Genomic DNA, 21146 nt, shown 5'->3' on the forward strand with positions numbered 1-21146 from the left:
TTTTGTCAAATGAAAGTACCTCGCCTATCAAAATCCACTATTTCGGCTTTCGAAGCAGGTATTTCACCATCCCTTGCTATTAAAATCCTACCAACTTCATCAATGGCTCCAACAATACATGGGTCATCAGAAAGCCCCCGACCATAAAGAAAATTGTTGCTACTAAGGATGGCCATTGAAGGGAGCTAATTCCCATGATGGCATGGCCGGAAGTACAGCCTCCTGCATATCGAGTTCCAAATCCAACCAGAAAACCTCCAACGACAAAGAACAGAAGTCCCTTGGCAGTGAACAGGTTGCTCCAGGAGAAAATATCAGAAGGAAGTAGCGAATTGAAATCAGTGATTCCCAAAGCGGCAAGGTCGGATTGCGTAGCCTCAGAGATGACGATGGTCTCTGGGTTAGCTAGGAAATTCATTGCGATGAAACCGCCTATTGCTGTTCCCAATACAAAGAGAAGGTTCCAGGTCTCCTTTTTCCAGTTGTAGGAAAAAAACGGGATACCAGCAGGCACACAAGCTGCGCAGATATGGCGCAGGGAAGATGAAATTCCGAAGGTTTTGTTCCCCAAAATCAATAGTGCTGGCACGGTCAATCCTATCATCGGTCCAGCCACATACCAGGGCCAAGGCTGAGAAATCCATTCAATAAATTGGTTCATAGGTAGTTTGCTTGTTTTTCTATTTTAAAATCTGTAGTCTAAAATCAACTTGTAATTGGTCATATTGACCCGGTTGATCACATATTTCTTAGGAATTTTTTGGGTGAAATCCTCATTTTTGGCGGCAATCAGTACCTGTAAATTCAGTCCCTTGAAAAACCCACCAAATTTGTAATCCATTAATTCGGTGAAATGATAGTAGGATGGTAAACCATATTTATTCAATAGGACATTTTCTAAATCAGGCGTATGCACATGGCTGGCTCCAAGTGTGATGCTGAGTTTGTCCTGAACAAAGTTTTGGTCAAACAAAACGCTGGTTGCAAGATCTCCTCCTATCCCTTCGAATCGCTCCCTTTGCATACTTACGAAGAACTTTTCCCTTCCCCATTCTCTTGGAAATAGAAACCTGCCATTGTCCGAAATCCCCAGATAATTCAACATTAACTCAAAATCTCCCAAATGGATTCCAGTTTGAAGCCCTATTCCATGAGTTTGTTCTCCAGGCAGGGTATATGTCCCGGTTGGTTTTCAGTATGTCTGTAAAAGGATCGTAGGTGAAATCCAAAACTTCCGGTTTTCAATTGATCCCCAAACAACTTTTCGTTTGAGGAGAAATCCTGTGATATTCCTTCGTGATGCTGAGAAATTCCAGAAAATGCAAGGTTTATTAGCGAAACCGTCATCAGTCCTAGCTTTTCCAAAGAAAGTTCAAATTTGCCCATGTTTATTTACTTATTCCTGTGACTTTGATCACATCGGGTTGGCTTAAATTAAAAATGGCAAGCTCGAAAGCTTGCCATTTAGTTTGATAATTGTTGGTGACGCTACTTACAGCAGGGTAGTTGGACATACGTAGTCCGAAACCTTAAACTTCTCAGAAGCCTTGATCGCTGCAAAACCTCCAGCCACATCGATCAGATTGTCAAAACCCCGGGCACGAAGTACAGAGTTGAAGATCATAGATCTGTATCCTCCGGCACAATGCACGTAATAAGTGTTGTTTTTATTTACTTTCAGCATGCTTTCATTGATGTAGTCCAATGGTGCATTTTCAGCATCTACGACATGCTCTGACAGGAATTCGGAGTTTTTTCGTACGTCAAGGATATGAATTTCAGGATCTCCTGCTTTGATTTTTGCCAGTTCATCCACTGTGATGGAAGTAATAGCGTCCACTTCGTGGTCCGGAGAATTTTTCCAGGCTGCAAACCCACCTTTCAAATATCCCAAGCAATAATCATAGCCCACTCGGGCCAGCCTGGTGACTACTTCTTCCTCACGACCTTCTTCGGCTACGACTAAAATTTCCTGCTTTAGGTCTGGAATCATCGCTCCTACCCAGACTGCAAAGCTTCCATCGATACCAATATTGATCGAGTTTGGAATGAATCCTTTGGCGAAAGTCTGCGGATCACGGGTATCCAAGATCAAGGCTCCAGTTTCATTGGCCGCTGCCTCAAACTCAGCGGGAGTCAAAGGACGAATTCCTCGCTCCAATACCGCATCGATGCTGTCGTATCCTTGGATATTCATCATCACATTCTGCGGGAAGTAGGCCGGAGGCGGAGTCAGTCCAGTCAATACTTCTTTGATGAACTCTTCCTTACTCATCGGCTGAAGTGCATAATTGGTTTTCTTCTGATTACCCAAAGTATCTGAAGTTTCCTTGCTCATATTTTTACCGCAGGCAGATCCTGCTCCATGTGCCGGGTATACGATCAAGTCATCCGGTAAAGGCATAAGTTTATTTCTCAGGGAATTATACAAGTGACCGGCTAGTTTATCCTGAGTCAAGTCAGCGATTACTTTTTGAGCCAGATCCGGTCGACCCACATCACCTATAAACAAGGTATCTCCAGTGAAAATCGCCTCCGCTTTACCCTCTTCATTGTAGAGTAGATAGCAGGCAGATTCCATAGTATGTCCGGGGGTATGGATCACTTGGATTTTTGCTTTTCCGAGTTGAAAAAACTGGTTGTCTTCAGCGATGACCGCTTCGAATCCCATTTTCATGCCTGTAGGGCCGAATACGATTTTGGCACCTGTCTTGGCTGCCAGATCTTGGTGTCCAGAGACAAAATCTGCATGGAAATGGGTTTCAAACACGTATTTGATCGTAGCATTTCTACGCTCCGCTTTTTCGATGTAGGGCTGAACTTCTCTCAATGGGTCAATGATCGCAGCTTCTCCATCAGACTCGATGTAGTAAGCACCCTGGGCAAGACAGCCGGTATAGATTTGTTCGATTTTCATTGGTGTATATTTTATTTTTTTATGGCCATTTGGAATCTCGCATTACAGAAAGGTCTCCCTCCGTCAATCCTTTCAGATAGGCTCGATTTATTGACTTGGTTTTTTGGTTGCTTTTAACTTGATCAAAGTTATTTTCTGTCACCCGAATTCAAAATGACTTTTGTCACATTGGAATCAGGCAGTTGTCAACAAATTGGATTCGATGAGCCGTACCAACTGATGCGCCGGGACAACTCCGGATTGTCTCCAGATCGTCTTTCCTTTATGGAAAAGAATCAAGGTCGGCACACCCCTCACTTGAAACTTGCCAGCTGCCAGTGGATTACGGTCCACATCTACTTTGATGATCTTGACTTTATCACCAAGTTGACGGGAGGTATCTTCCAAGACAGGCTGCATCATTTTACATGGCCCACACCATGTGGCGAAGAAATCTACCAAAACGGGAATCTCCCCATCAATTAGTTCCTGAAATGTTTTTGGTTGGGTACTCATGGCTTATCTAGATTTATAACTGACACAAAAATAGACCAGCTGGCAATATTCCACAGTAATTTTTGTCACAGGAGAAGATTTACCTCTCGGTCAAAAACTTTAAAAAGTGCTAAAAAAACCTGAAATGGAGTAAATTTTCATATTTTCGCCCCGACTAATTTTCCGTTTAATGCTCAATTATAAGCAGATCAATAATGTCACCGGCTGGGTAATTTTTGCCGTTGCGACCTTGGTATACATTCTCACGGTGGAACAAACCGCAAGTTTCTGGGATCCGGGAGAGTTTATTGCGGTTTCCTACAAACTACAGGTACCACACCCTCCTGGAGCACCATTCATGCTTTTGGTGTACCGGATGTTTGGATTTCTGGCTATGGGAGATGGATTGCAGGTTGCCTATTGGATGAATATCGGCAGTGCTTTGTTCTCAGGATTCACTATCCTGTTTCTCTTCTGGTCGATTACACTTTTTGGAAAAAGAATTTTTGCAATCGAAGAAGGCAAAGAAACCAAAGGTCAAACCATCGCGCTGATGGGCTCTGCCATTGTGGGATCGTTGATCTACACTTTCTCAGACAGTTTTTGGTTTTCGGCTGTAGAGGCTGAAGTGTACGCGATGTCTTCCTTCTTCACTGCCATTGTGATTTGGGCATTTTTGAAATGGGAAGTGATCAAGGATCCAAAATTGGAAAACCGTTGGATGATCTTCATTGCTTATTTGGTTGGTCTTTCAATCGGAGTTCACTTGTTGAACTTGGTGACATTACCTGCTCTGGCTTTAATCTATTATTTCAAAAAATACGAAAACGCCACACTGAAGGGAGCTATTTATGCCATGTTCCTCGGTGGTGTCGCTTTGATCGTCATCAATAACTTGATCATCCCTGGACTACCAAGCCTTGCTGCTTCTATTGAGATTTTCTTTGTCAACAGCATCGGATTGCCATTCGGATCAGGCATTATCTTTTTTATTATTCTCTTCCTGGGAGCTTTGGTCTATGGGATTCGGTATTCGATTCAAAAAGAAAAAGTACTCCTCAATACGGTTTTGCTGTCTTTGGTTTTCATCCTGATTGGATACGGAAGTTATACGCTGGTAATCGTGCGATCCAACCAAGATCCAATCATCAATGAAAACGCTCCAAAGGATGTCATCAGCTTTGTGTCCTACCTGAAGCGGGAGCAGTACGGATACCGTCCTCTTCTTCATGGACAATACTTTACTGCGCAACTGGTCGATCAGGAAGAAGGGGCTCCGATCTACATGAAAGGCAAAGACAAGTATGAGATTGTCGATTATGAACTGAAAAACACCTACGATCCGGCTAAGACAACCATACTACCAAGAATATACTCCACTCAGGAAAATCACAAGCGAATCTATCGATCCAAGCTTGGGCTGAGAGAGGGACAGGAACCTACCTTCGGGGATAACCTTGCTTTCATGTTTAGCCATCAGTTGAGTCATATGTATTGGCGGTATTTCATGTGGAATTTTTCCGGTCGGGAAAGTGACTTTACCGATGCGCCATGGATTGGGCTGACGGATGCCTTTGGTGACAAATACCCCGATTACATCAAAGAAAACAAAGGACACAACAACTACCTGATGTTGCCTCTGATTCTGGGGCTTGTGGGCATTTTCTTCCAAGCTTATAAAGATCCAAAATACTTCTTTGTCAACTTCATGCTCTTTATGATGATGGGTGTGGTATTGGTACTCTACCTGAACTCCCCTCCTGTCGAGCCGCGTGAGCGGGATTACATCTACGTGGGTAGTTTCTATGCATTTGCCATTTGGGCAGGACTTGGCGTATTGGGATTGGCGCATGTATTTGGAAAAGCAACCAAAAACCTCTCGACTGGAGCAATCATCGCAACCTTGATCACACTTCCGGTAGCCGGGCTAATGGGCGCTGAAAACTGGAATGATCACAACCGAAAAGGCCGCTATTTCTCGGTAGATTCCGCACGTAACTTCTTGGCTTCCTGTGCGCCTAATGCAATTCTCTTCACCGGTGGTGACAACGATACTTTCCCACTTTGGTACGTGCAGGAGGTAGAAAACTTCCGAACGGATGTCCGGGTGATCGTTTTGAGTTACTTTGACACCGATTGGTACGTGAAGCAAATGACACGTCCAGTGAATGAATCTGAAGCGCTGCCTTTCTCCCTAGATGACGAGCGCTACCAAAAAGGAACCAATGACGTACTGTATGTCATGGAGCAGGAAAATCTTAACGCAATCTCAGCATCAGAATACCTAAAGCTATTGAATTCAGGCTCGGATCTGCTAAAAATGAAAACAGGAGGAAAAAGTGTAGTCAACATGGTTCCTTCACGAAATTTGATCCTGGAAGTGGACAGCAGCTTTGTCACGAATGATGAGATCGTACCGCCTCAGTTTAAAGAACTTTTTGCTCCGCAAATGAACCTGCAAGTAAAAGGTCAATACGTCACCAAAGGCACCTTGATGCTGATCGATTTGATTGTAAGCAACAATTGGGAGCGTCCGATCTATTTCAACAATACCTCACTTTCTTCGATTGGAATCAATGTGGAAGACCATGTGGTAATGGAAGGAATGACGTATCGACTTCTGCCAATTCGCAAGCCTGACTTCATCCGTGAAGAACTGGTAAACACAGACATTGCCTACAAGAACTACATGGAGAAGTTCGCCTTCCGAGGAATGGATGATCCAAATGCATATCTGGATGAAGAATATAGACGGTTTGCTTCCAATCACAGAAGTTCGCTTAACACGATCGCAATGGCACTGCTGGATGAAGACAAAATGGAAGAAGCAGCAAACCTTCTGAATTATGGTTTGCAGACCATTCCTCATGCCGCCATGCCGTATGACCTGAGCAGCGGACAGTCGGTACCATTATTCTTTGAAGTGGGTGAGGATGAAAAAGCATTAGATATCATCGATAAAATCTCCAAAAGGTCTCTGGACATGATTGAATTTTACCAGAAAGAAAACCGTGGATATGACCGAGACATGATGATCTCTATCGAAATGGTCAAATACTTCATTCCATTATTAGAAGAAAGAGGCTATCAGGAAGAAGCGCAAAACCTGAAACTCAGACTGGAAAGTCTGATCGGAACAGAAAGCTCCCAGCCGGGTATGCTTGAAAGAAGGTAATTTTGATAATACTTAAAGGAAAAGGCGAGGGTTTGATTCTCGCCTTTTTTGTTTCTGAAGAAAATTTGAATACTAGGAAGACACGAAGACAGTAAGTTTTACTTTTTTAAGAGTCTTAGTGCCTTAGTGGAAAATAAGCATCTTCTTATTTTTTCCAAAGGATATAAAACAAATCCAATCCTTTCGAAGGATCCTCGACCAGTGGATAATCTTCATGGGAAATTTCTACCACCGATTTGCCCTGTTGCTGATGGAGTTTATTTCGGTTCATTCGGTTAAGAATCTCGTATGGAGCTCTGAGGATTGCTGCGGGAAGTTTGTACTGCAAATCAAAAATATCAAAACGCATGATTCGCTGTACTGATTTGCGATTGGCCTCATGGTAAGCCCATACCTTGTCGTTGCCTCCGATTCCTTTGGCCTCTACTTTATCAAAAATTCCCGAAGCAAGATCAATCAACTCTTGCGGCTTATATTCCCGCTCATGCCATGGATTTCTCGAAAGTGTATGGGTGATATTGGGCGTAGAAATGATCGCTTTTCCTCCGGGTTTGAGCATGCGGTAGATTTCCTGTAGAAAAAGTTTATCATTTCGGATATGCTCTATCACCTGAAAACTGACAATAGTATCGAACGAATTATCCTTAAAATCAACAAATGGAGGAATGACCGCCTGACGAAAGTCCACACCAGGGAACCTGGCTTGGAGCATTTGGATCACCTCTCCGATCTTATCCAAACCTATGTAACTGGTAGCTAGAGGCAAAAGCTCCTCCACACCTCTACCCTCTCCACAACCCACTTCAAGTAATTCACCTGAAACCCAAGGTTTGGCGGCAATGTAGGCTTTAAGGAGCCGCTGATGAATGGGATTGTCACTGATCAACTTGTCCGAAGCGATTTCCGTTGTATAGGTAGCCATTGTAAATTTTAGTATTTTGGCAAAAGTAAGTCTAATTTTTAAAAACCGAGATTAAGACCCAATGAATCGAATCATCCCCTCAGTATTCCTTTTTCTGATTGCCTCATTTATTTCATTAACCCCAGCATTAGCTCAAAAAACGCTTTCCAATACGGATCAATCCCTCCGCTACTCACTGTATTCCCGTGTTGGGCTGAAAGTCATTCCTGTCAAAACCAGTGAGGAAAGCTTCAGGGTTCAATTTGTTATTGAGAAAATTGAGGAAGAGCCCCTGTTTGCCAATTACAGTTTCAGTTATTCCATATTGGATTCCTATGAGCAGGAGATCCTATCGGACAAAATCAACCTGCTGACAGAGGCCGACCTCAAAATTGATTCGGATCGGCATTGGATTTTTGAGAAAAATATAAATGTGCCAGCAAGCCAGGTTACTGCCATTGCACTTTTGACGGTGATGGATACCCGACAGGGAGATGAGTACACCTATCATATCGATTTGAAAAGTCCCTATGTCCTGGATCAGCCGGACTTTGGAGCATATTATGCCAATGAGATTGCTTTTGACCAGAATTTTCTGAACAAAGGAGAGTCTTTACTATTCAAAACAGTGAAGTCCCCGACCATTCACTCGTTCTTTTACCCCATCAAATTTGATGTCCCTTTTCCTCCAATGGAAACCCGTCCAGCCGATATTCCAAAGGAATTAAACGTGATCAACATGGGTGATTTTTTGGCCAATATTCCAAAAGAGCTAAACGAAGAAGGCTACTATTTTTTCCAAACCGATACCGCAGCATCTACCGGCTTGATTCTTAAAACGACCCATGAATCCTTTCCCAAAATCAAAGACTGGGAAGAAATGGTGCAGATGGTAACTTACATTTCCACCCGAAAAGAACACGAAACCCTGCTTTTGGCAGAGGATAAGAAAAAAGCATTGGATGAGTATTGGATCAATCTGACCCGAAATCCTGAAATCGCCAAGGAGCTGATCCGCAATTACTTCCGGATGGTGGAATTTGCCAATATTCTTTTCACAGACTTCAAAGAAGGCTGGAAAACAGATCGCGGTATGGTCTACATTGTGATGGGACCTCCACAAGAGGTGAACTTTTATCTCGACAGAGAAGTATGGTCGTATGCCGGAATGGACGCAAGCTCGAAAATTAGGTTTACCTTTGCACGGGCTAAAACCATACTCAGCCCACATTTCTACACCCTGAACCGATCTAGAGCCTATCAGCCGATCTGGTTTAAAAACATTTCCCAATGGAGAAGCGGAAGGATGGCTTTCTGATAGAAAAAGGAGCCGCCGAAAAAGATTTTGTATTTGGTACCCGAGCGGTTATGGAATCTATCCATGCCGGCAAGGAAATCGACAAAGTACTCGTTCAGAAGGAACTGAACAACGACCTAATCAAAGAATTGCTTCAGCTCTGCAAAGCTGAAAAAATCCCTGTGGTGCGCGTGCCGGATGCGAAACTCAATCGAATCACCCGCAAAAATCACCAGGGTGTCGTAGCTCAGATGTCATCGATCGTGTATGCTTCGCTGGACAATGTGATCGACAATTGTTTTGCTGTGGGAAAATCTCCTCTGATTTTGGTGCTGGATCACATTACCGATGTCAGAAACTTTGGAGCCATCGCCCGTACTGCAGAATGTGCTGGTGTCGATGCTATCGTGATTCCTGAAAAAGGCAGCGCGCAGATCAACTCCGATGCAATCAAAACTTCATCTGGTGCTTTGAATTTCCTGCCTGTTGCAAGGGTGAAAAATCTGTTTTACACCTGTAGAGATTTACAGAAAATGGGTTTGACGCTGGTAGCCATCACGGAGAAAACAGAAAAGACGATGTATGAGGCCGATTTTTCATCCCCTGTGGCTTTGGTCATGGGTTCGGAGGAAGACGGGATTTCTCAGGAGATATTCGGAATCGTGGATGATAAAGTAAAGATCCCGATGGCTGGAAACATTGAAAGCTTGAACGTTTCAGTTTCTGCTGGTGTCGCGATTTACGAAGCGATTCGGCAGCGAAAGAAATGATCAATTTTCAAAGCACTTTAATTTAAACTTGAGAATTGATCATTGGTAATTGAAAATTGAAGAGGTATAAGATTTTAATTTATCGATTTCAGACAAAGTCTTCGCCTTTCTTCTTGGCGTTGGCAACAAAATCCCTGAATTTCTTCTCCCCACCGAGCTTACAGATCAATAAGACATTGTCTGTCTCATTGACCAGATAATTATCCAATCCTTCGATTACCACAAGTTTGTCGCTGTCCATCTTGATGTAGCAGTTCTTAGTATCATATAGTATGGAGTTAGCTTCGACGACATTGTTATCTCCATCCTTTTCCTGAAGTTCATGGATGCTGTGCCAAGATCCTAGGTCTGACCAGCCAAAGTCTCCCAAGATTACATAGACTTGATCTGACTTTTCCATGATTCCATAATCTATGGAGACATTTTTGACCATAGAATAGGCTCTGTTGATGAACTCTTGCTCAGATGATTTTCCATAATGTGCCCTTCCTTCTTCAAAAACCTCTGCCACATCCGGCATATTTTCGCTGAAAGCGTTAAGTAAACTTGCAGATTTCCCTACAAACAACCCTGAATTCCAGACAAAATCACCACTATCTACGAAAGTCTTTGCAAGTTTTGAATTGGGTTTTTCGGTAAAGGTTTTCACCTTTAAAGCCTCAGTACCATTTTCATTCTCAAGGTATTGAATGTACCCATATCCAGTCTCAGGACGGTTTGGTTTGATTCCGATAGTAATAAGCCGATCCTTTAGTTGGGCGGAATCTACAGCTTGATTGATCGTTTGGATAAACCGCTTTTCCTGAAGAATCAAATGATCTGCGGGTGTGACTACCAATGTAGCATTCGGATCCATTGCATGGATTTTGTAGGCAGCATATGCGATACAGGTAGCGGTATTCCTGCGAAGAGGCTCAGTTAATACTTGAGTGGCACTTAAATCAGGCAGCTGCTCCAAAACCAAATCCAAGTAGCCCAGATTGGTGACGACGATAAACTGGCTGGGTTCAGCCAACTCTCGAAAACGGTCATAGGTCATCTGGAGAAGGCTTCTACCGGTTCCAAGAATATCCAAAAATTGTTTAGGTCGGGAATTACGGCTGTAGGGCCAGAATCTGGAACCGATTCCTCCGGCCATAATTACAATGTAGGGCTTGTCCTGCATGCTGGGTTAGACTATACCTTCTTTCATCAAATCATGAATATGGACAAAACCCGCGATTTTTTCTCCATCCATTGCCACTAATTGGGTGATATTATGATTACGCATCTGATTCAGTGCACGAATGGCAAATTCGTCTTTTGAAATAGTCTTTGGATTGATGGTCATGATATCTTTAGCCTTCAGGGCTTGAATGTCTAGGGTCTTTTCTAGCATCCTTCGCAAGTCCCCGTCGGTAATTATTCCTGTCAGATTGCCTTTGGAATCATTCACTGCTGTAGCTCCCAGCCTTTTTCCGGATATTTCAATAATCACCTCGGTCAGTCCGGCCTCTTCGTTGACTACAGGAAGTAGACCTTTAGAAATCACATCCCCTACTTTAAGGTAAAGTTGCTTACCCAGTGAACCTCCTGGATGATATCTCGCAAAATCATCCGAGGTAAATCCTCTCGCCTCCAGAAGACAAACTGCCAAAGCATCTCCTAAAGCCAAATGAGCAGTGGTACTGGTAGTCGGTGCTAAATTGTGCGGGCAAGCCTCCTCTCCGATTGTCGCATTCAGCACAAAATCAGCCTGCTCGGCAAGGTAAGACTTGGTATTGGAGACCATTGCCACCAATACCGAACCTAGTTTTTTCAAAAGAGGAACTAATACTTTGATCTCTGGAGTATTACCCGATTTAGAAATACACAAAACAATATCTTCGTCTTGGATCATGCCAAGGTCGCCATGAATCGCATCTCCGGCATGCATAAAAAGTGCGGGAGTTCCTGTGGAATTTAACGTCGCCACAATTTTGTTGGCGATGATGGCACTTTTTCCCACTCCGGTGATGACAACGCGTCCTTTAGAATGAAGAATTCGCTCCACACAGGCTTCAAAATCACCGTCCAACCCATCTATCAGATTTAAGATGGCATTTGCCTCATTTTGCAAAACCCGAGTGGCTGTAATTCTAATATTTTTAGCTAAATTCAATTTTACCTGCGTTAATCACTAATTTTGTACAAAGGTATAAAACTAATCGTTCATTCCTGTTTACAGGCAATATTCACCCACTAAGCCACTTCTTCTCGTGGAAGAAAAAGTAAAAGCAGATCTTAAGAAAATCTTCGGATTCAGCCAGTTCCGTGGGAATCAGGAACTCATAGTAGACAACCTGCTAAATCACCGGAATACATTCGTGATCATGCCTACGGGGGCTGGCAAATCGCTATGCTATCAGCTGCCCGCGGTAGTATCGGAAGGGACCGCGATAGTTATCTCTCCATTGATAGCCTTGATGAAAAATCAGGTAGATCAACTCAATGCAGTGGGCGTCAATGCCCATTTTCTGAATTCAACACTGACAAAATCAGAGGCAACAAAGGTGAAAAATGAGGTTTTGAACAAAAAAACCAAATTACTCTATGTCGCTCCTGAATCGCTGACGAAAGATGAAAATGTCGCCTTTCTAAAATCTGCCCATTTAAGTTTCGTGGCGATCGATGAGGCCCATTGTATTTCTGAATGGGGCCATGATTTCAGACCCGAGTATCGGCGGATCAAATCCATTGTAGCCCAGATTGCCCCCAATCTTCCGATCATTGCCCTGACAGCTACTGCCACACCCAAGGTGCAGCAAGATATTCAGCGCAATCTTCAGATGGAGGAGGCAGATCTTTTTAAATCATCCTTTAACAGGACCAACCTATTCTATGAGGTAAGGCCAAAGTTGAAGAATGAGTCAAAAAAGTCTCTGATCAAATTCATCAAAGGTCACAAGGGTAAATCTGGAATCATCTACTGCCTCAGCCGGAAAAAGGTCGAAGAAATAGCCGAACTACTGAAAGTCAATCAGATCAATGCTGCTCCATATCATGCAGGCTTAGATTCCTCTGTCAGGATAAAGACCCAGGATGATTTCCTAAATGAGGAATTGGACGTCATCGTTGCGACTATTGCCTTTGGTATGGGGATAGACAAACCGGATGTCCGGTATGTGATCCACTACGATGTGCCCAAATCGCTAGAGGGATACTATCAGGAAACAGGTAGAGCAGGTAGAGACGGGTTGGAGGGGCACTGCCTGATGTTTTTCCGGCAGGAAGACATCATCAAACTGGACAAATTCAACAAAGACAAGGCTGTCACCGAACGGGAAAATGCCAAAATCCTCCTCCAGGAAATGGCGGCCTTTGCCGAGACAGGGGTCTGTCGGAGAAAGTTTATCCTAAATTATTTTGGCGAAACGCTAAATGAGGATTGTGGATTTTGCGACAACTGCAAACGGGAGCGCGAAACCTTTGAAGGAATGGAATACCTGCTCGTAGCGCTGGAAGCTGTACAAAAAACCAATGAACGATTCAGCCTGGAGCATTTGGTGAAGGTAATCCGGGGTGAAATGGACGAATACATCGAAAGCTACAAGCACGATACGCTTGATGTCTTCGGTAAGGGAAAAGAGGAATCTGATAAACATTGGACCTCTGTGATCCGTCAGGCCATGATCACTGCTTTGCTTGAGAAAGACATTGAAAATTACGGTATCCTTCGGCTTACACAAAAAGGCTTGGACTTCATCGAATCACCCTTTTCTGTGGATCTGTTCAAAGACCATGATTTTGAAAAGGAATCAGCAGTAGAGACTCAGGACCTGCAAATCAGTACCGGACCTGCTTACGATGAAAAGCTTTTTGAGCTCCTTAAGGCAGAACGAAAGCGGGTAGCCAAAACCAAAAACCTTCCCCCTTACATCATTTTCCAAGATCCTTCCTTGGAAGAGATGGCAACGATCTATCCTACTACCCGTGAGGAGCTTGCGCAAATCAATGGTGTGGGCATGGGAAAAGTCGTTAAGTTTGGTGCACCTTTTCTCAAATTAATCTCTACCTATGTAGAGGAAAATGAAATCGAAACTGCTGCCGAGGTGGTAGTAAAAACCGCCGGAACCCGATCCAAGGTTAAGATTTCGATTATCCAGCAGATTGACCGCAAAATCGACCTGGATGAGATTGCAGAGAATCTCAACATCACCATGGGTGAATTGCTTCAGGAAATTGAGCAGATCATCTATAGCGGAACTAAACTAAATATCGATTACTACATTCATCACATCATGGATGATGAGCGGGAAGAAATTCTCCATGATTATTTCATGAATGCAGAAAGCGATCATATAAAAGCGGCATTAGAAGAGCTGGGCGACGAGGACTTTGCAGAAGACGAATTGCGGGTCTATCGGATCAAGTTCATCTCCGAGCATGCCAATTAAAAACGAAACGAGTCAATGAATATACTCTTATTGGGTAGCGGAGGTAGAGAACATGCCTTCGCTTGGAAGATTGTACAAAGTCCACAATGTTCCCGGCTATTCGTAGCCCCGGGTAATGCCGGCACGGCCGAAATAGCACAAAACATTCCCCTATCAGTAACCGATTTTCAAGGGATTCACCAATTTATTTTGGACAATGCGATTGACATGGTAGTCATAGGACCAGAGGAACCACTGGTCAAAGGGCTTGTTGATTTTCTTCAATCCAAGACTGACACAGCTAATCTCCCCATAGTAGGTCCATCTCAACTTGGCGCTACTCTGGAGGGTAGCAAGGATTTTTCCAAGCGGTTTATGCAGCGAAATGGAGTTCCCACAGCAGCCTACGAGACATTCAACGCAACCCAAATTGAAGCGGGGTTAGCTTATTTAGAAAAACAAAGCCTTCCTATTGTCCTGAAAGCTGATGGCCTAGCAGCAGGAAAAGGAGTCCTGATTTGCTTAAGTCTGGAAGAAGCCAAAGCCTCACTGAAAGAAATGCTTCTTGAAGCAAAGTTTGGTGATGCTTCCTCCAAAGTAGTAGTGGAGGAATTCCTCAGTGGAATTGAACTTTCTGTTTTTGTTGCCACTGATGGCAAAAGTTATAAGATTTTGCCGGAGGCCAAAGATTACAAGCGTATCGGTGAAGGTGACACCGGATTGAATACTGGTGGTATGGGTGCTGTTAGCCCGGTCATTTTCGCGGATGAGGCTTTTCTTAAAAAAGTCGAAGAAAAAATCGTCAAACCCACTATTGCGGGCTTGGAAAAAGAAAAAATTGATTTTAAAGGATTTCTATTCATTGGCTTGATGAATAAGGATGGCGAACCCTCCGTCATTGAGTACAATGTTCGTATGGGTGATCCAGAAACAGAAGCTGTATTGCCTAGAATCGAAAGTGACTTCGTGGATTTGCTCCATGGAATCGCTACCGGCACCCTGGCTGACTACGAACTCAGCATCTCACCAAAATTTGCCACAACTGTCGTCATGGTCAGTGGTGGATATCCCGAGTCGTATGAAAAGGGGTTCCCGATTACTTTACCCAAATCTACCGCTGGAAGTGTAATTTTTCATGCAGGAACAGCCAAAAACTCCTCCGGAGAACTGGTCAATCAAGGGGGACGAGTGCTTGCAGTGACTGGATTTGGTGAAGGATTGACCGAAGCCTTGGCCAATGCATTTTCCACTGTAGAAAAAATAAGCTGGACCAAAGCCTATTACCGTAAAGATATCGGACAAGATATCTTGAAATTAAAGAATTAAACCCAATAACTAAACGAGGCGAAAGCCCTTACAATAAATTATGGCTGGATGTAGTACCTGCTCCACCTCCGCTGGAGGTACCGGTGGTTGCCAAAATAATGGTAGCTGCGGCACGAGCGATTGCAATAAAATGAATTCATTCGACTGGCTATCCCATATGGGGATTCCTCAGGTTGACAACTTTGACATTGTCGAGGTCAAATTCAAAGGGGGTCGAAAAGAATACTTCCGAAATGTGGATTATCTCCAACTGCACACGGGTGATCCGGTGGTAGTGGACGTCCCAAGTGGACATCACATTGGCTATGTTTCCCTCCAGGGAGAATTGGTTAGGCTGCAAATGCAGAAACGAAAGGTACGGGATGACGACAACATCACCCGGATCTACCGAATCGCAAACCAAAAGGATATGGAAAAGTGGGAAGAAGCCAGAAACCGCGAGATTCCAACGCTGTATCGATGTAGACAGATCGTCGAGGAATACAAACTTCAGATGAAAATGTCAGATGTGGAATATCAGGCAGATAACTCCAAAGCCACCTTTTATTATTCTGCAGAAGATCGCGTTGACTTCAGGGAATTGATCAAATCACTGGCTGGAGAATTTAAAATCCGCGTGGAAATGCGACAAATCTCCCTTCGTCAGGAAGCCGGAAGATTGGGTGGAGTTGGCGTCTGTGGCCGTGAACTCTGTTGCTCAACTTGGCTGTTTGACTTCAAAAACGTCTCTACTTCGGCTGCAAGATATCAGAATTTGTCCCTAAACCCGGGCAAACTTAGTGGGCAATGTGGCCGACTAAAATGCTGCCTAAATTATGAATTGGACACCTACATGGATGCCATCAAGGACATCCCTCAAGTAGAAAAACCCCTTCAGACTGAATCTGGTCCTGCTAAACTTCAGAAGACTGACATTTTCCGAAAACTCATGTGGTTCAGTTACAACAACGACAACGACTGGCATAGCATCACCTGCGATAGAGTGCGGGAAATTCAAGCCCTAAACGAAAAAGGAATTAAGGTATTTAATCTTCAGGTAGACAACTCATCAGATGTAGTGGACCTCGCTGCTCAGTCTACTCGGGAACTTGAGCTTTTGGATAAAAAATTCACCAAAAAGAAGAAAAAGAAGTCCAGAAACAAGCCTAGGACAGAAGGACAGGCTAGTCCTGATACACCAAAATCAACTCAAGGCGCCACCAATCAACCCGGTCCTAAGCCACAAAACCCACGTCCTCAAAACAAAAGAAGCAATCAAGTTTCTACTCCTACACCAAAGGTGCAGGACAATAAACCTGCCCCCAAACCGGAATCAAAAGAGGGTGGAGAGCCAAGGAAAAAAAGAAACAAAAATCGAAATAGACCGAAACCTGCTACGAACCAGGACATGAATCCAAAGGCGAAAGCACAGGAAAACAAACCCGTCGAAAACAAAGCACCGGGCAATCGGAAGTTTCCACCTAGAAGGAATCAAGGACCAAACAACGGAGGAAATGAGCAGTAAAAGTTTCTTTGCGGGGTTAGCGATGCTCTTATTCATTAGCTCATGTGGAGGAGATCGTAAGTATGAGGAATTTCATTCATTTGATTCAGACTCTTGGCACGAAAGGGACAGCGTAACATTTGATCTCAGCAGCCTGAAAGAAAAAGATGGCACCAGCCTCATTGGTATCCGATTTACGGAGTCTTTTCCCTTCTCCAATTGCTATATCCGTGTGATCAGTGAAGATTCAACCGGAGCAGTTTTGGATAATAAGCTGATCAATATTCCCCTATTTGACTCTAAATCAGGTAGGCCAAAAGGAAGTGGTTTCGGTAACTCCTATACCTTTTATGATACCCTGCCCTTTCCGATGGATAAAAAGGTCAGTAAGCTGGTTTACCTCCAATACATGAGGCAGGAAAACATTTCTGGAGTAGAAGCTGTCGGATTGAAGATTGTAAAATAAAAATGAGCTCCTTAAGTAAGGGAGCTCATTCTTTTTGAGTGCTGTCGAATAGCATGATCAAGTTCTTTTGCCAAGGGCTTCAGATGGCTGAATAATTTTTGGTTTTCGGAGTCCAATTGGCTGGGATCCAGAAGTTCTAATATCCCCAAGATCGATGAAAGAGGTCCTCTCAGAATGTGGGAAGGAATAGAGGCTAAATCTTTGATTCGTTCTTTTTCCAGAATGAGTTGCGCTAGTTCTGAGCGTAGCGCGGTGATGTCCAAAAACTGAATCAAGATCCCCCCAAGTTGAGAAATATCTGCCTGAATCGGTTTTACGATCACTTTCCAACATTCAAATTCCTTCCTTGAAATGAGATTCCTGAATTCAAATTCTGTGCTTTTGCCATTGTGTGCTTCCTCAATTGCCGAACTCAGTTTGGCGAAATCCTTCGAGGAATTGGGCAGATTGAGAAAATAACCGGTTGGAAAAGGTTCTCCTGTCCAGCTTGTGCCAAGCTTTTTAGCATCCTCATTTTGCTGCAATAAAATACCAGATTTATTCAACACAAAAACGGCCCCTGCGAATAATTTCATAACCTGACTGGAAATCAGTGGTTTTTCAGGTTGATTATTAAAATTGCATGGCTTGGGCATCAAAAACAGGTGATACCCTTTATGTGACATAGTAACTAGCGCCGCAAACTCTGTTTTATCCGCTTTTGACAAAAATAAAGAAAAGCATTTGGGTCGGTCTCCAAGTGATATCTGGGACAGAATATGCGGAAGTCCATTATATCCCTCATAGTAAAAGACCTCAGAAACAGGAGAATCTAGCCAATTTTCCAATAGAGGATCAAACCATTTTACTATTTTTTGATCCCAGGACTTGATGACAAATTGGGTATCGAGAATAATTTCTCCAAATCCCAATACATCAACCAAATTATCCCAAGGCATATCCTGCTCCAGGAAATGCATACCTACACCAATCCCAAATACTCCAGAAATATCCATGTCAGGTGTCGTGAGAACTGAAAATTCCCACCAAACATGTGAAAATTCACCCAATTGCAGGGAAGGATGGTCCAGCATCAAGTGCCGTCTAATCTTTGGGGTTCCCAGCATCAAATCCAATGAATAATCGAATTCCTCTTCCGAATTTGGCGAAAGAAAATCGGAGAATTGACGGCCAATGGGATTTGGATTTATTCTTTCAAATCCCTTATTGTACCGCATTACCTTTCCCTCCACATCTGTCACCAAAAGGAAGAAGTGGTCTGATTCCATTAAGAAATCTGGAATAATACGTTCAATACTATCTGTGCTAATCAAGACTTGTGGGATGATAAACTTCGGATAGTCGAAATTTGAATAAAAAATTTTATTAAAAAAAAACTAGCTACAGTGAAATTATATATTACAATAATCCGTAAATCAGTATAAAATTCTTATCAAGACAGAAAAAAGAAGGTTCAAATCCAAAAAATGCGCTTCGTCACGAAAATCCTCAAAAAAAAATATTTTAACTTTTTTTCAGTTTTTTGAATAAAGTGGAGTGGATTTGATTTGGAAAGGATTTAGGCCAATCTATCCTGAAAAAAATCAGTGTAATTTATTTCCTTGACCATCAAAATCAGCGCATTGGCAAATTCCTGCTTGCAGGTAAGTATTTTGTATTTCCAGTCTCTATTGGAAGAAAACTCTACTACTGAGGAACCAAAAAAACGCTGCAACTCTTCTAAGGAATCAGAGTAGATAAAAACACATCCATCTGAACGCTCGTTGTCAACGATCAAAAATTCGCACTTGGAAGTCTGAATTACCATAGCAAAATTTAAGTTTTTGTAAAAATAGACTTAAGCTTCCATCGAAAAATACCCAGTACAGGGTATTTTTCTAGAAAAGTGAAGAAATATTGATCTTGATTTCCAATGGATTAATTATTCTTTTCCTAAAGAATTTGAGTTTAGTCTTCAGCACTTGCTTAAATCTTTCCAATTGGATTATATTTGCAACACTTTAGCCAAGGCGCTAACCAGGATTAGAGGGTTGGGTGAGTGGCTGAAACCAACAGTTTGCTAAACTGTCGTACGGGTTAAACTGTACCGGGGGTTCGAATCCCCCACCCTCTGCCAGTGTGGATTTCAATCCATTTCAAAGCTCATTATCGGAAACGGTGATGAGCTTTTTTTTTAAAGCCATCTCCTAAAAATAATATTTTCAACTGTCTGATATTCAGATTTTTGTAAGGGTTTTTCAGCCTAGAAATTATCATAAAAAATCTCTCTTATTTTTAACGTTTATTCATTGAATATTTAGGCGAAAATCAATCAAATTCAAACAAAACCAATAAAAAAAAGCGTAATTCCCAGCGTCTCAAACTACCAATATAAGTACGCTTTTTTTTTGAGATCAGTACTAAAAATCACAACTCATGGACTCATGGTGAACAGAAATATCTAATAACCATAGTTTTATGAATCATTATAACTATTGGAACCATGTTAGAAAAATCATTTAGTTCAGCTTTTTACCTTAAAGCGAAGAAAAATCCGAGTGAAAAGCTGCGTTACATCTTCCTAAAATTGACAGTAAATGGCGAAACACGGGAGATTTCTCTCAAAATAGATTGGCCAGTAGATCAATGGAATAAAGATCTAGGTAGACCTGAAGGCAGATCCAAGGAGGCGACAATTCTTAATGAATACCTAGAATCCGTTAAAATGAAGGTTCTCCATGCAAGGCTCAAACTGATTGATCAGGGAAAGGATGTCACTGCAGATAGCGTGAAGAATCTTCTTTTGGGATTAGATGATGAAAACAAAAAGCTCCTTGAGATTTTTCAGCAACACAATGACAAGATGGCCTCCTTGGTGGGGTCCGAATTCGCTCCGGGAACATTGGAACGGTACAAAACCTCCTACGACCATACCAAGGCATACATCAAATGGAAATACGGAAAAGAAGACATTGAAATCCGGAAACTGGATTATGAATTTATCTCAGATTATCAATACTGGTTCAAGTCAGTCAGGCGATGCAGCCATAATACCACGGTGAAATACTTGGCTAACATGAAAAAGATTGTCTTGGATTGTGTCAAAAAAGGCTGGCTTCCCAAAGATCCCTTTTTGAATTTCAAAATGGTCAAAAAAGATATTCCCAGAGAGGCACTAACAGAATCCGAACTAAACCAGATTTCAAAGAGAGTTTTCTCAACAGAGCGTCTTAATCTGGTTCGAGATCTTTTCATATTCAGTTGTTACACAGGCTTGGCTTATATCGATGTCAAGAATTTGGATAAAACCCAAATTAGAGAGGGCATGGATGGTGAACGATGGCTCTATACTCATAGGCAAAAAACAAATGCTCCTACCCGCCTTCCCTTGCTTCCACAGGCCATGAAAATTTTAGACAAGTATGCATATCACCCAAAGGTAGAAATCACAGGAAAGGTCCTTCCTACACCCAGCAATCAAAAAATGAATGCCTACCTAAAGGAAATAGCCGATCTATGCGGCATCACAAAAGAACTGACCTTTCATATTGCCAGGCATACGTTTGCCACGACTGTAACGCTCGCAAATGGAGTTCCGATCGAAACTGTATCAAAGATGTTAGGACACAAATCCCTTACTCAAACCCAACACTACGCAAAAATTTTGGACTCAACTGTTAGTCTTGAAATGAAGGCATTACGAGAAAAATTGGAAAATCAGGAATTCAACAAAAAGAAAAATTTTCCGAAACATAAATTTTAAAACCTTCCAATGATTAACCGTAGTAAGAGGTTCAGAAAAAGAAAACCATATCTAATTTATTCAGCTATTTTGATAATGATATTTATGATTATCCGCAACGGTTCTCAGCTATACGCAGGCAGGGTTTTTACCACTGAACTTCCTACGAAGAGCTGAACTTTATTTTTTTCACTTACCTGTCCTACGAAGCACGAAACCCCT

General features: G+C 42.6%; 18 protein-coding genes and 1 tRNA gene. 9 read left to right on the plus strand and 10 right to left on the minus strand.

Annotated features, from left to right (window positions below):
* Nucleotides 1-79 precede the first annotated feature (79 nt).
* From DK188_RS18250 to trxA, 5 genes are all read right to left on the minus strand, one after another.
* Complete coding sequence (locus DK188_RS18250; protein ID WP_111672289.1) at nucleotides 80-661, minus strand: YeeE/YedE family protein; 582 nt, start codon at nucleotides 659-661, stop codon at nucleotides 80-82.
* A gap of 24 nt (nucleotides 662-685) precedes the next feature.
* Nucleotides 686-1105 carry a hypothetical protein gene (locus DK188_RS18255; RefSeq protein WP_111672290.1) on the minus strand — a complete coding sequence of 140 codons (420 nt, stop codon included), beginning with the start codon at nucleotides 1103-1105 and terminating at the stop codon, nucleotides 686-688.
* A gap of 38 nt (nucleotides 1106-1143) precedes the next feature.
* Nucleotides 1144-1386: a hypothetical protein gene (locus DK188_RS18260; protein WP_111672291.1), complete on the minus strand. Its 243-nt coding sequence runs from the start codon at nucleotides 1384-1386 to the stop codon at nucleotides 1144-1146.
* 106 nt (nucleotides 1387-1492) lie between these two features.
* Entirely contained in the window at nucleotides 1493-2917 is a 1425-nt protein-coding gene (locus DK188_RS18265) for an MBL fold metallo-hydrolase (protein ID WP_111672292.1), read from the minus strand.
* A 174-nt stretch (nucleotides 2918-3091) separates the two neighbouring features.
* Complete coding sequence (trxA, locus tag DK188_RS18270) at nucleotides 3092-3412, minus strand: thioredoxin (RefSeq protein WP_111672293.1); 321 nt, start codon at nucleotides 3410-3412, stop codon at nucleotides 3092-3094.
* A gap of 169 nt (nucleotides 3413-3581) precedes the next feature.
* Between trxA and DK188_RS18275 the strand changes: the two genes are divergently transcribed.
* The gene (locus DK188_RS18275) at nucleotides 3582-6566 is read left to right on the plus strand and encodes a glycosyltransferase family 117 protein (RefSeq protein ID WP_111672294.1); all 2985 of its coding nucleotides are present in this window, start codon (nucleotides 3582-3584) and stop codon (nucleotides 6564-6566) included.
* A gap of 145 nt (nucleotides 6567-6711) precedes the next feature.
* Here the strand turns inward: DK188_RS18275 and DK188_RS18280 are convergent, their stop codons facing one another.
* Nucleotides 6712-7488: a class I SAM-dependent methyltransferase gene (locus DK188_RS18280; RefSeq protein ID WP_111672295.1), complete on the minus strand. Its 777-nt coding sequence runs from the start codon at nucleotides 7486-7488 to the stop codon at nucleotides 6712-6714.
* A gap of 61 nt (nucleotides 7489-7549) precedes the next feature.
* Between DK188_RS18280 and DK188_RS18285 the strand changes: the two genes are divergently transcribed.
* Together DK188_RS18285 and rlmB are read left to right on the plus strand one after the other, a co-directional pair.
* Nucleotides 7550-8785 carry a GWxTD domain-containing protein gene (locus DK188_RS18285; RefSeq protein WP_111672296.1) on the plus strand — a complete coding sequence of 412 codons (1236 nt, stop codon included), beginning with the start codon at nucleotides 7550-7552 and terminating at the stop codon, nucleotides 8783-8785.
* Complete coding sequence (rlmB, locus tag DK188_RS18290) at nucleotides 8758-9534, plus strand: 23S rRNA (guanosine(2251)-2'-O)-methyltransferase RlmB (RefSeq protein WP_111672297.1); 777 nt, start codon at nucleotides 8758-8760, stop codon at nucleotides 9532-9534. Before DK188_RS18285 ends, rlmB begins: the two co-directional genes overlap by 28 nt.
* A gap of 88 nt (nucleotides 9535-9622) precedes the next feature.
* On the opposite strand, the gene DK188_RS18295 is transcribed toward rlmB, so the two are convergent.
* Both DK188_RS18295 and DK188_RS18300 read right to left on the minus strand, forming a co-directional pair.
* Nucleotides 9623-10699 (minus strand): mannose-1-phosphate guanylyltransferase, encoded by a 1077-nt coding sequence (locus DK188_RS18295; RefSeq protein ID WP_111672298.1) that lies wholly within the window; start codon nucleotides 10697-10699, stop codon nucleotides 9623-9625.
* A 6-nt stretch (nucleotides 10700-10705) separates the two neighbouring features.
* Complete coding sequence (locus tag DK188_RS18300; protein WP_111672299.1) at nucleotides 10706-11674, minus strand: KpsF/GutQ family sugar-phosphate isomerase; 969 nt, start codon at nucleotides 11672-11674, stop codon at nucleotides 10706-10708.
* A 97-nt stretch (nucleotides 11675-11771) separates the two neighbouring features.
* Between DK188_RS18300 and recQ the strand changes: the two genes are divergently transcribed.
* The 4 genes from recQ to DK188_RS18320 all read left to right on the plus strand — a co-directional run bounded on the left by recQ (nucleotide 11772) and on the right by DK188_RS18320 (nucleotide 17203).
* Nucleotides 11772-13949 carry a DNA helicase RecQ gene (recQ, locus tag DK188_RS18305; RefSeq protein ID WP_111672300.1) on the plus strand — a complete coding sequence of 726 codons (2178 nt, stop codon included), beginning with the start codon at nucleotides 11772-11774 and terminating at the stop codon, nucleotides 13947-13949.
* A gap of 15 nt (nucleotides 13950-13964) precedes the next feature.
* Complete coding sequence (purD, locus tag DK188_RS18310; protein ID WP_111672301.1) at nucleotides 13965-15254, plus strand: phosphoribosylamine--glycine ligase; 1290 nt, start codon at nucleotides 13965-13967, stop codon at nucleotides 15252-15254.
* Between the two features lie 130 nt (nucleotides 15255-15384).
* Nucleotides 15385-16758, plus strand: a complete 1374-nt coding sequence (gene ricT, locus DK188_RS18315; RefSeq protein ID WP_111672302.1) for a regulatory iron-sulfur-containing complex subunit RicT — start codon at nucleotides 15385-15387, stop codon at nucleotides 16756-16758.
* Nucleotides 16748-17203, plus strand: coding sequence for a gliding motility lipoprotein GldH (locus tag DK188_RS18320; RefSeq protein WP_111672303.1), 456 nt, complete (start codon nucleotides 16748-16750; stop codon nucleotides 17201-17203). The genes ricT and DK188_RS18320 overlap by 11 nt, the downstream gene beginning before the upstream one ends.
* Nucleotides 17204-17214: 11 nt before the next feature.
* On the opposite strand, the gene DK188_RS18325 is transcribed toward DK188_RS18320, so the two are convergent.
* Nucleotides 17215-18471 carry a nitrogen regulation protein NR(II) gene (locus tag DK188_RS18325; protein ID WP_111672304.1) on the minus strand — a complete coding sequence of 419 codons (1257 nt, stop codon included), beginning with the start codon at nucleotides 18469-18471 and terminating at the stop codon, nucleotides 17215-17217.
* A 290-nt stretch (nucleotides 18472-18761) separates the two neighbouring features.
* On the minus strand, nucleotides 18762-19010 hold the full coding sequence (locus DK188_RS18330; protein ID WP_111672305.1) for a hypothetical protein: 249 nt from the start codon (nucleotides 19008-19010) through the stop codon (nucleotides 18762-18764).
* 217 nt (nucleotides 19011-19227) lie between these two features.
* On the opposite strand from DK188_RS18330, the gene DK188_RS18335 reads away from it, so the two are divergent.
* A tRNA-Ser gene (locus tag DK188_RS18335) sits at nucleotides 19228-19319 on the plus strand.
* 366 nt (nucleotides 19320-19685) lie between these two features.
* Entirely contained in the window at nucleotides 19686-20945 is a 1260-nt protein-coding gene (locus tag DK188_RS18340) for a site-specific integrase (protein WP_111672306.1), read from the plus strand.
* Nucleotides 20946-21146: the final 201 nt, after the last annotated feature.

The sequence above is a fragment of the Algoriphagus litoralis genome (assembly GCF_003259255.1).
Classification (GTDB): Bacteria; Bacteroidota; Bacteroidia; order Cytophagales; family Cyclobacteriaceae; genus Algoriphagus; species Algoriphagus litoralis.

Bases quoted from the DNA above. Each gene is read 5' to 3' on its own strand.
- DK188_RS18275 (WP_111672294.1), top strand. From the start codon at position 3,582: ATGCTCAATTATAAGCAGATCAATAATGTCACCGGCTGGGTAATTTTT.
- DK188_RS18260 (WP_111672291.1), bottom strand. From the start codon at position 1,386: ATGGGCAAATTTGAACTTTCTTTGGAAAAGCTAGGACTGATGACGGTT.
- ricT (WP_111672302.1), top strand. From the start codon at position 15,385: ATGAATTCATTCGACTGGCTATCCCATATGGGGATTCCTCAGGTTGAC.
- DK188_RS18280 (WP_111672295.1), bottom strand. From the start codon at position 7,488: ATGGCTACCTATACAACGGAAATCGCTTCGGACAAGTTGATCAGTGAC.
- DK188_RS18295 (WP_111672298.1), bottom strand. From the start codon at position 10,699: ATGCAGGACAAGCCCTACATTGTAATTATGGCCGGAGGAATCGGTTCC.
- DK188_RS18340 (WP_111672306.1), top strand. From the start codon at position 19,686: ATGTTAGAAAAATCATTTAGTTCAGCTTTTTACCTTAAAGCGAAGAAA.
- DK188_RS18320 (WP_111672303.1), top strand. From the start codon at position 16,748: ATGAGCAGTAAAAGTTTCTTTGCGGGGTTAGCGATGCTCTTATTCATT.
- DK188_RS18325 (WP_111672304.1), bottom strand. From the start codon at position 18,471: ATGGAATCAGACCACTTCTTCCTTTTGGTGACAGATGTGGAGGGAAAG.
- DK188_RS18250 (WP_111672289.1), bottom strand. From the start codon at position 661: ATGAACCAATTTATTGAATGGATTTCTCAGCCTTGGCCCTGGTATGTG.
- DK188_RS18265 (WP_111672292.1), bottom strand. From the start codon at position 2,917: ATGAAAATCGAACAAATCTATACCGGCTGTCTTGCCCAGGGTGCTTAC.
- purD (WP_111672301.1), top strand. From the start codon at position 13,965: ATGAATATACTCTTATTGGGTAGCGGAGGTAGAGAACATGCCTTCGCT.
- rlmB (WP_111672297.1), top strand. From the start codon at position 8,758: ATGGAGAAGCGGAAGGATGGCTTTCTGATAGAAAAAGGAGCCGCCGAA.
- DK188_RS18330 (WP_111672305.1), bottom strand. From the start codon at position 19,010: ATGGTAATTCAGACTTCCAAGTGCGAATTTTTGATCGTTGACAACGAG.
- DK188_RS18285 (WP_111672296.1), top strand. From the start codon at position 7,550: ATGAATCGAATCATCCCCTCAGTATTCCTTTTTCTGATTGCCTCATTT.
- trxA (WP_111672293.1), bottom strand. From the start codon at position 3,412: ATGAGTACCCAACCAAAAACATTTCAGGAACTAATTGATGGGGAGATT.
- DK188_RS18255 (WP_111672290.1), bottom strand. From the start codon at position 1,105: ATGTTGAATTATCTGGGGATTTCGGACAATGGCAGGTTTCTATTTCCA.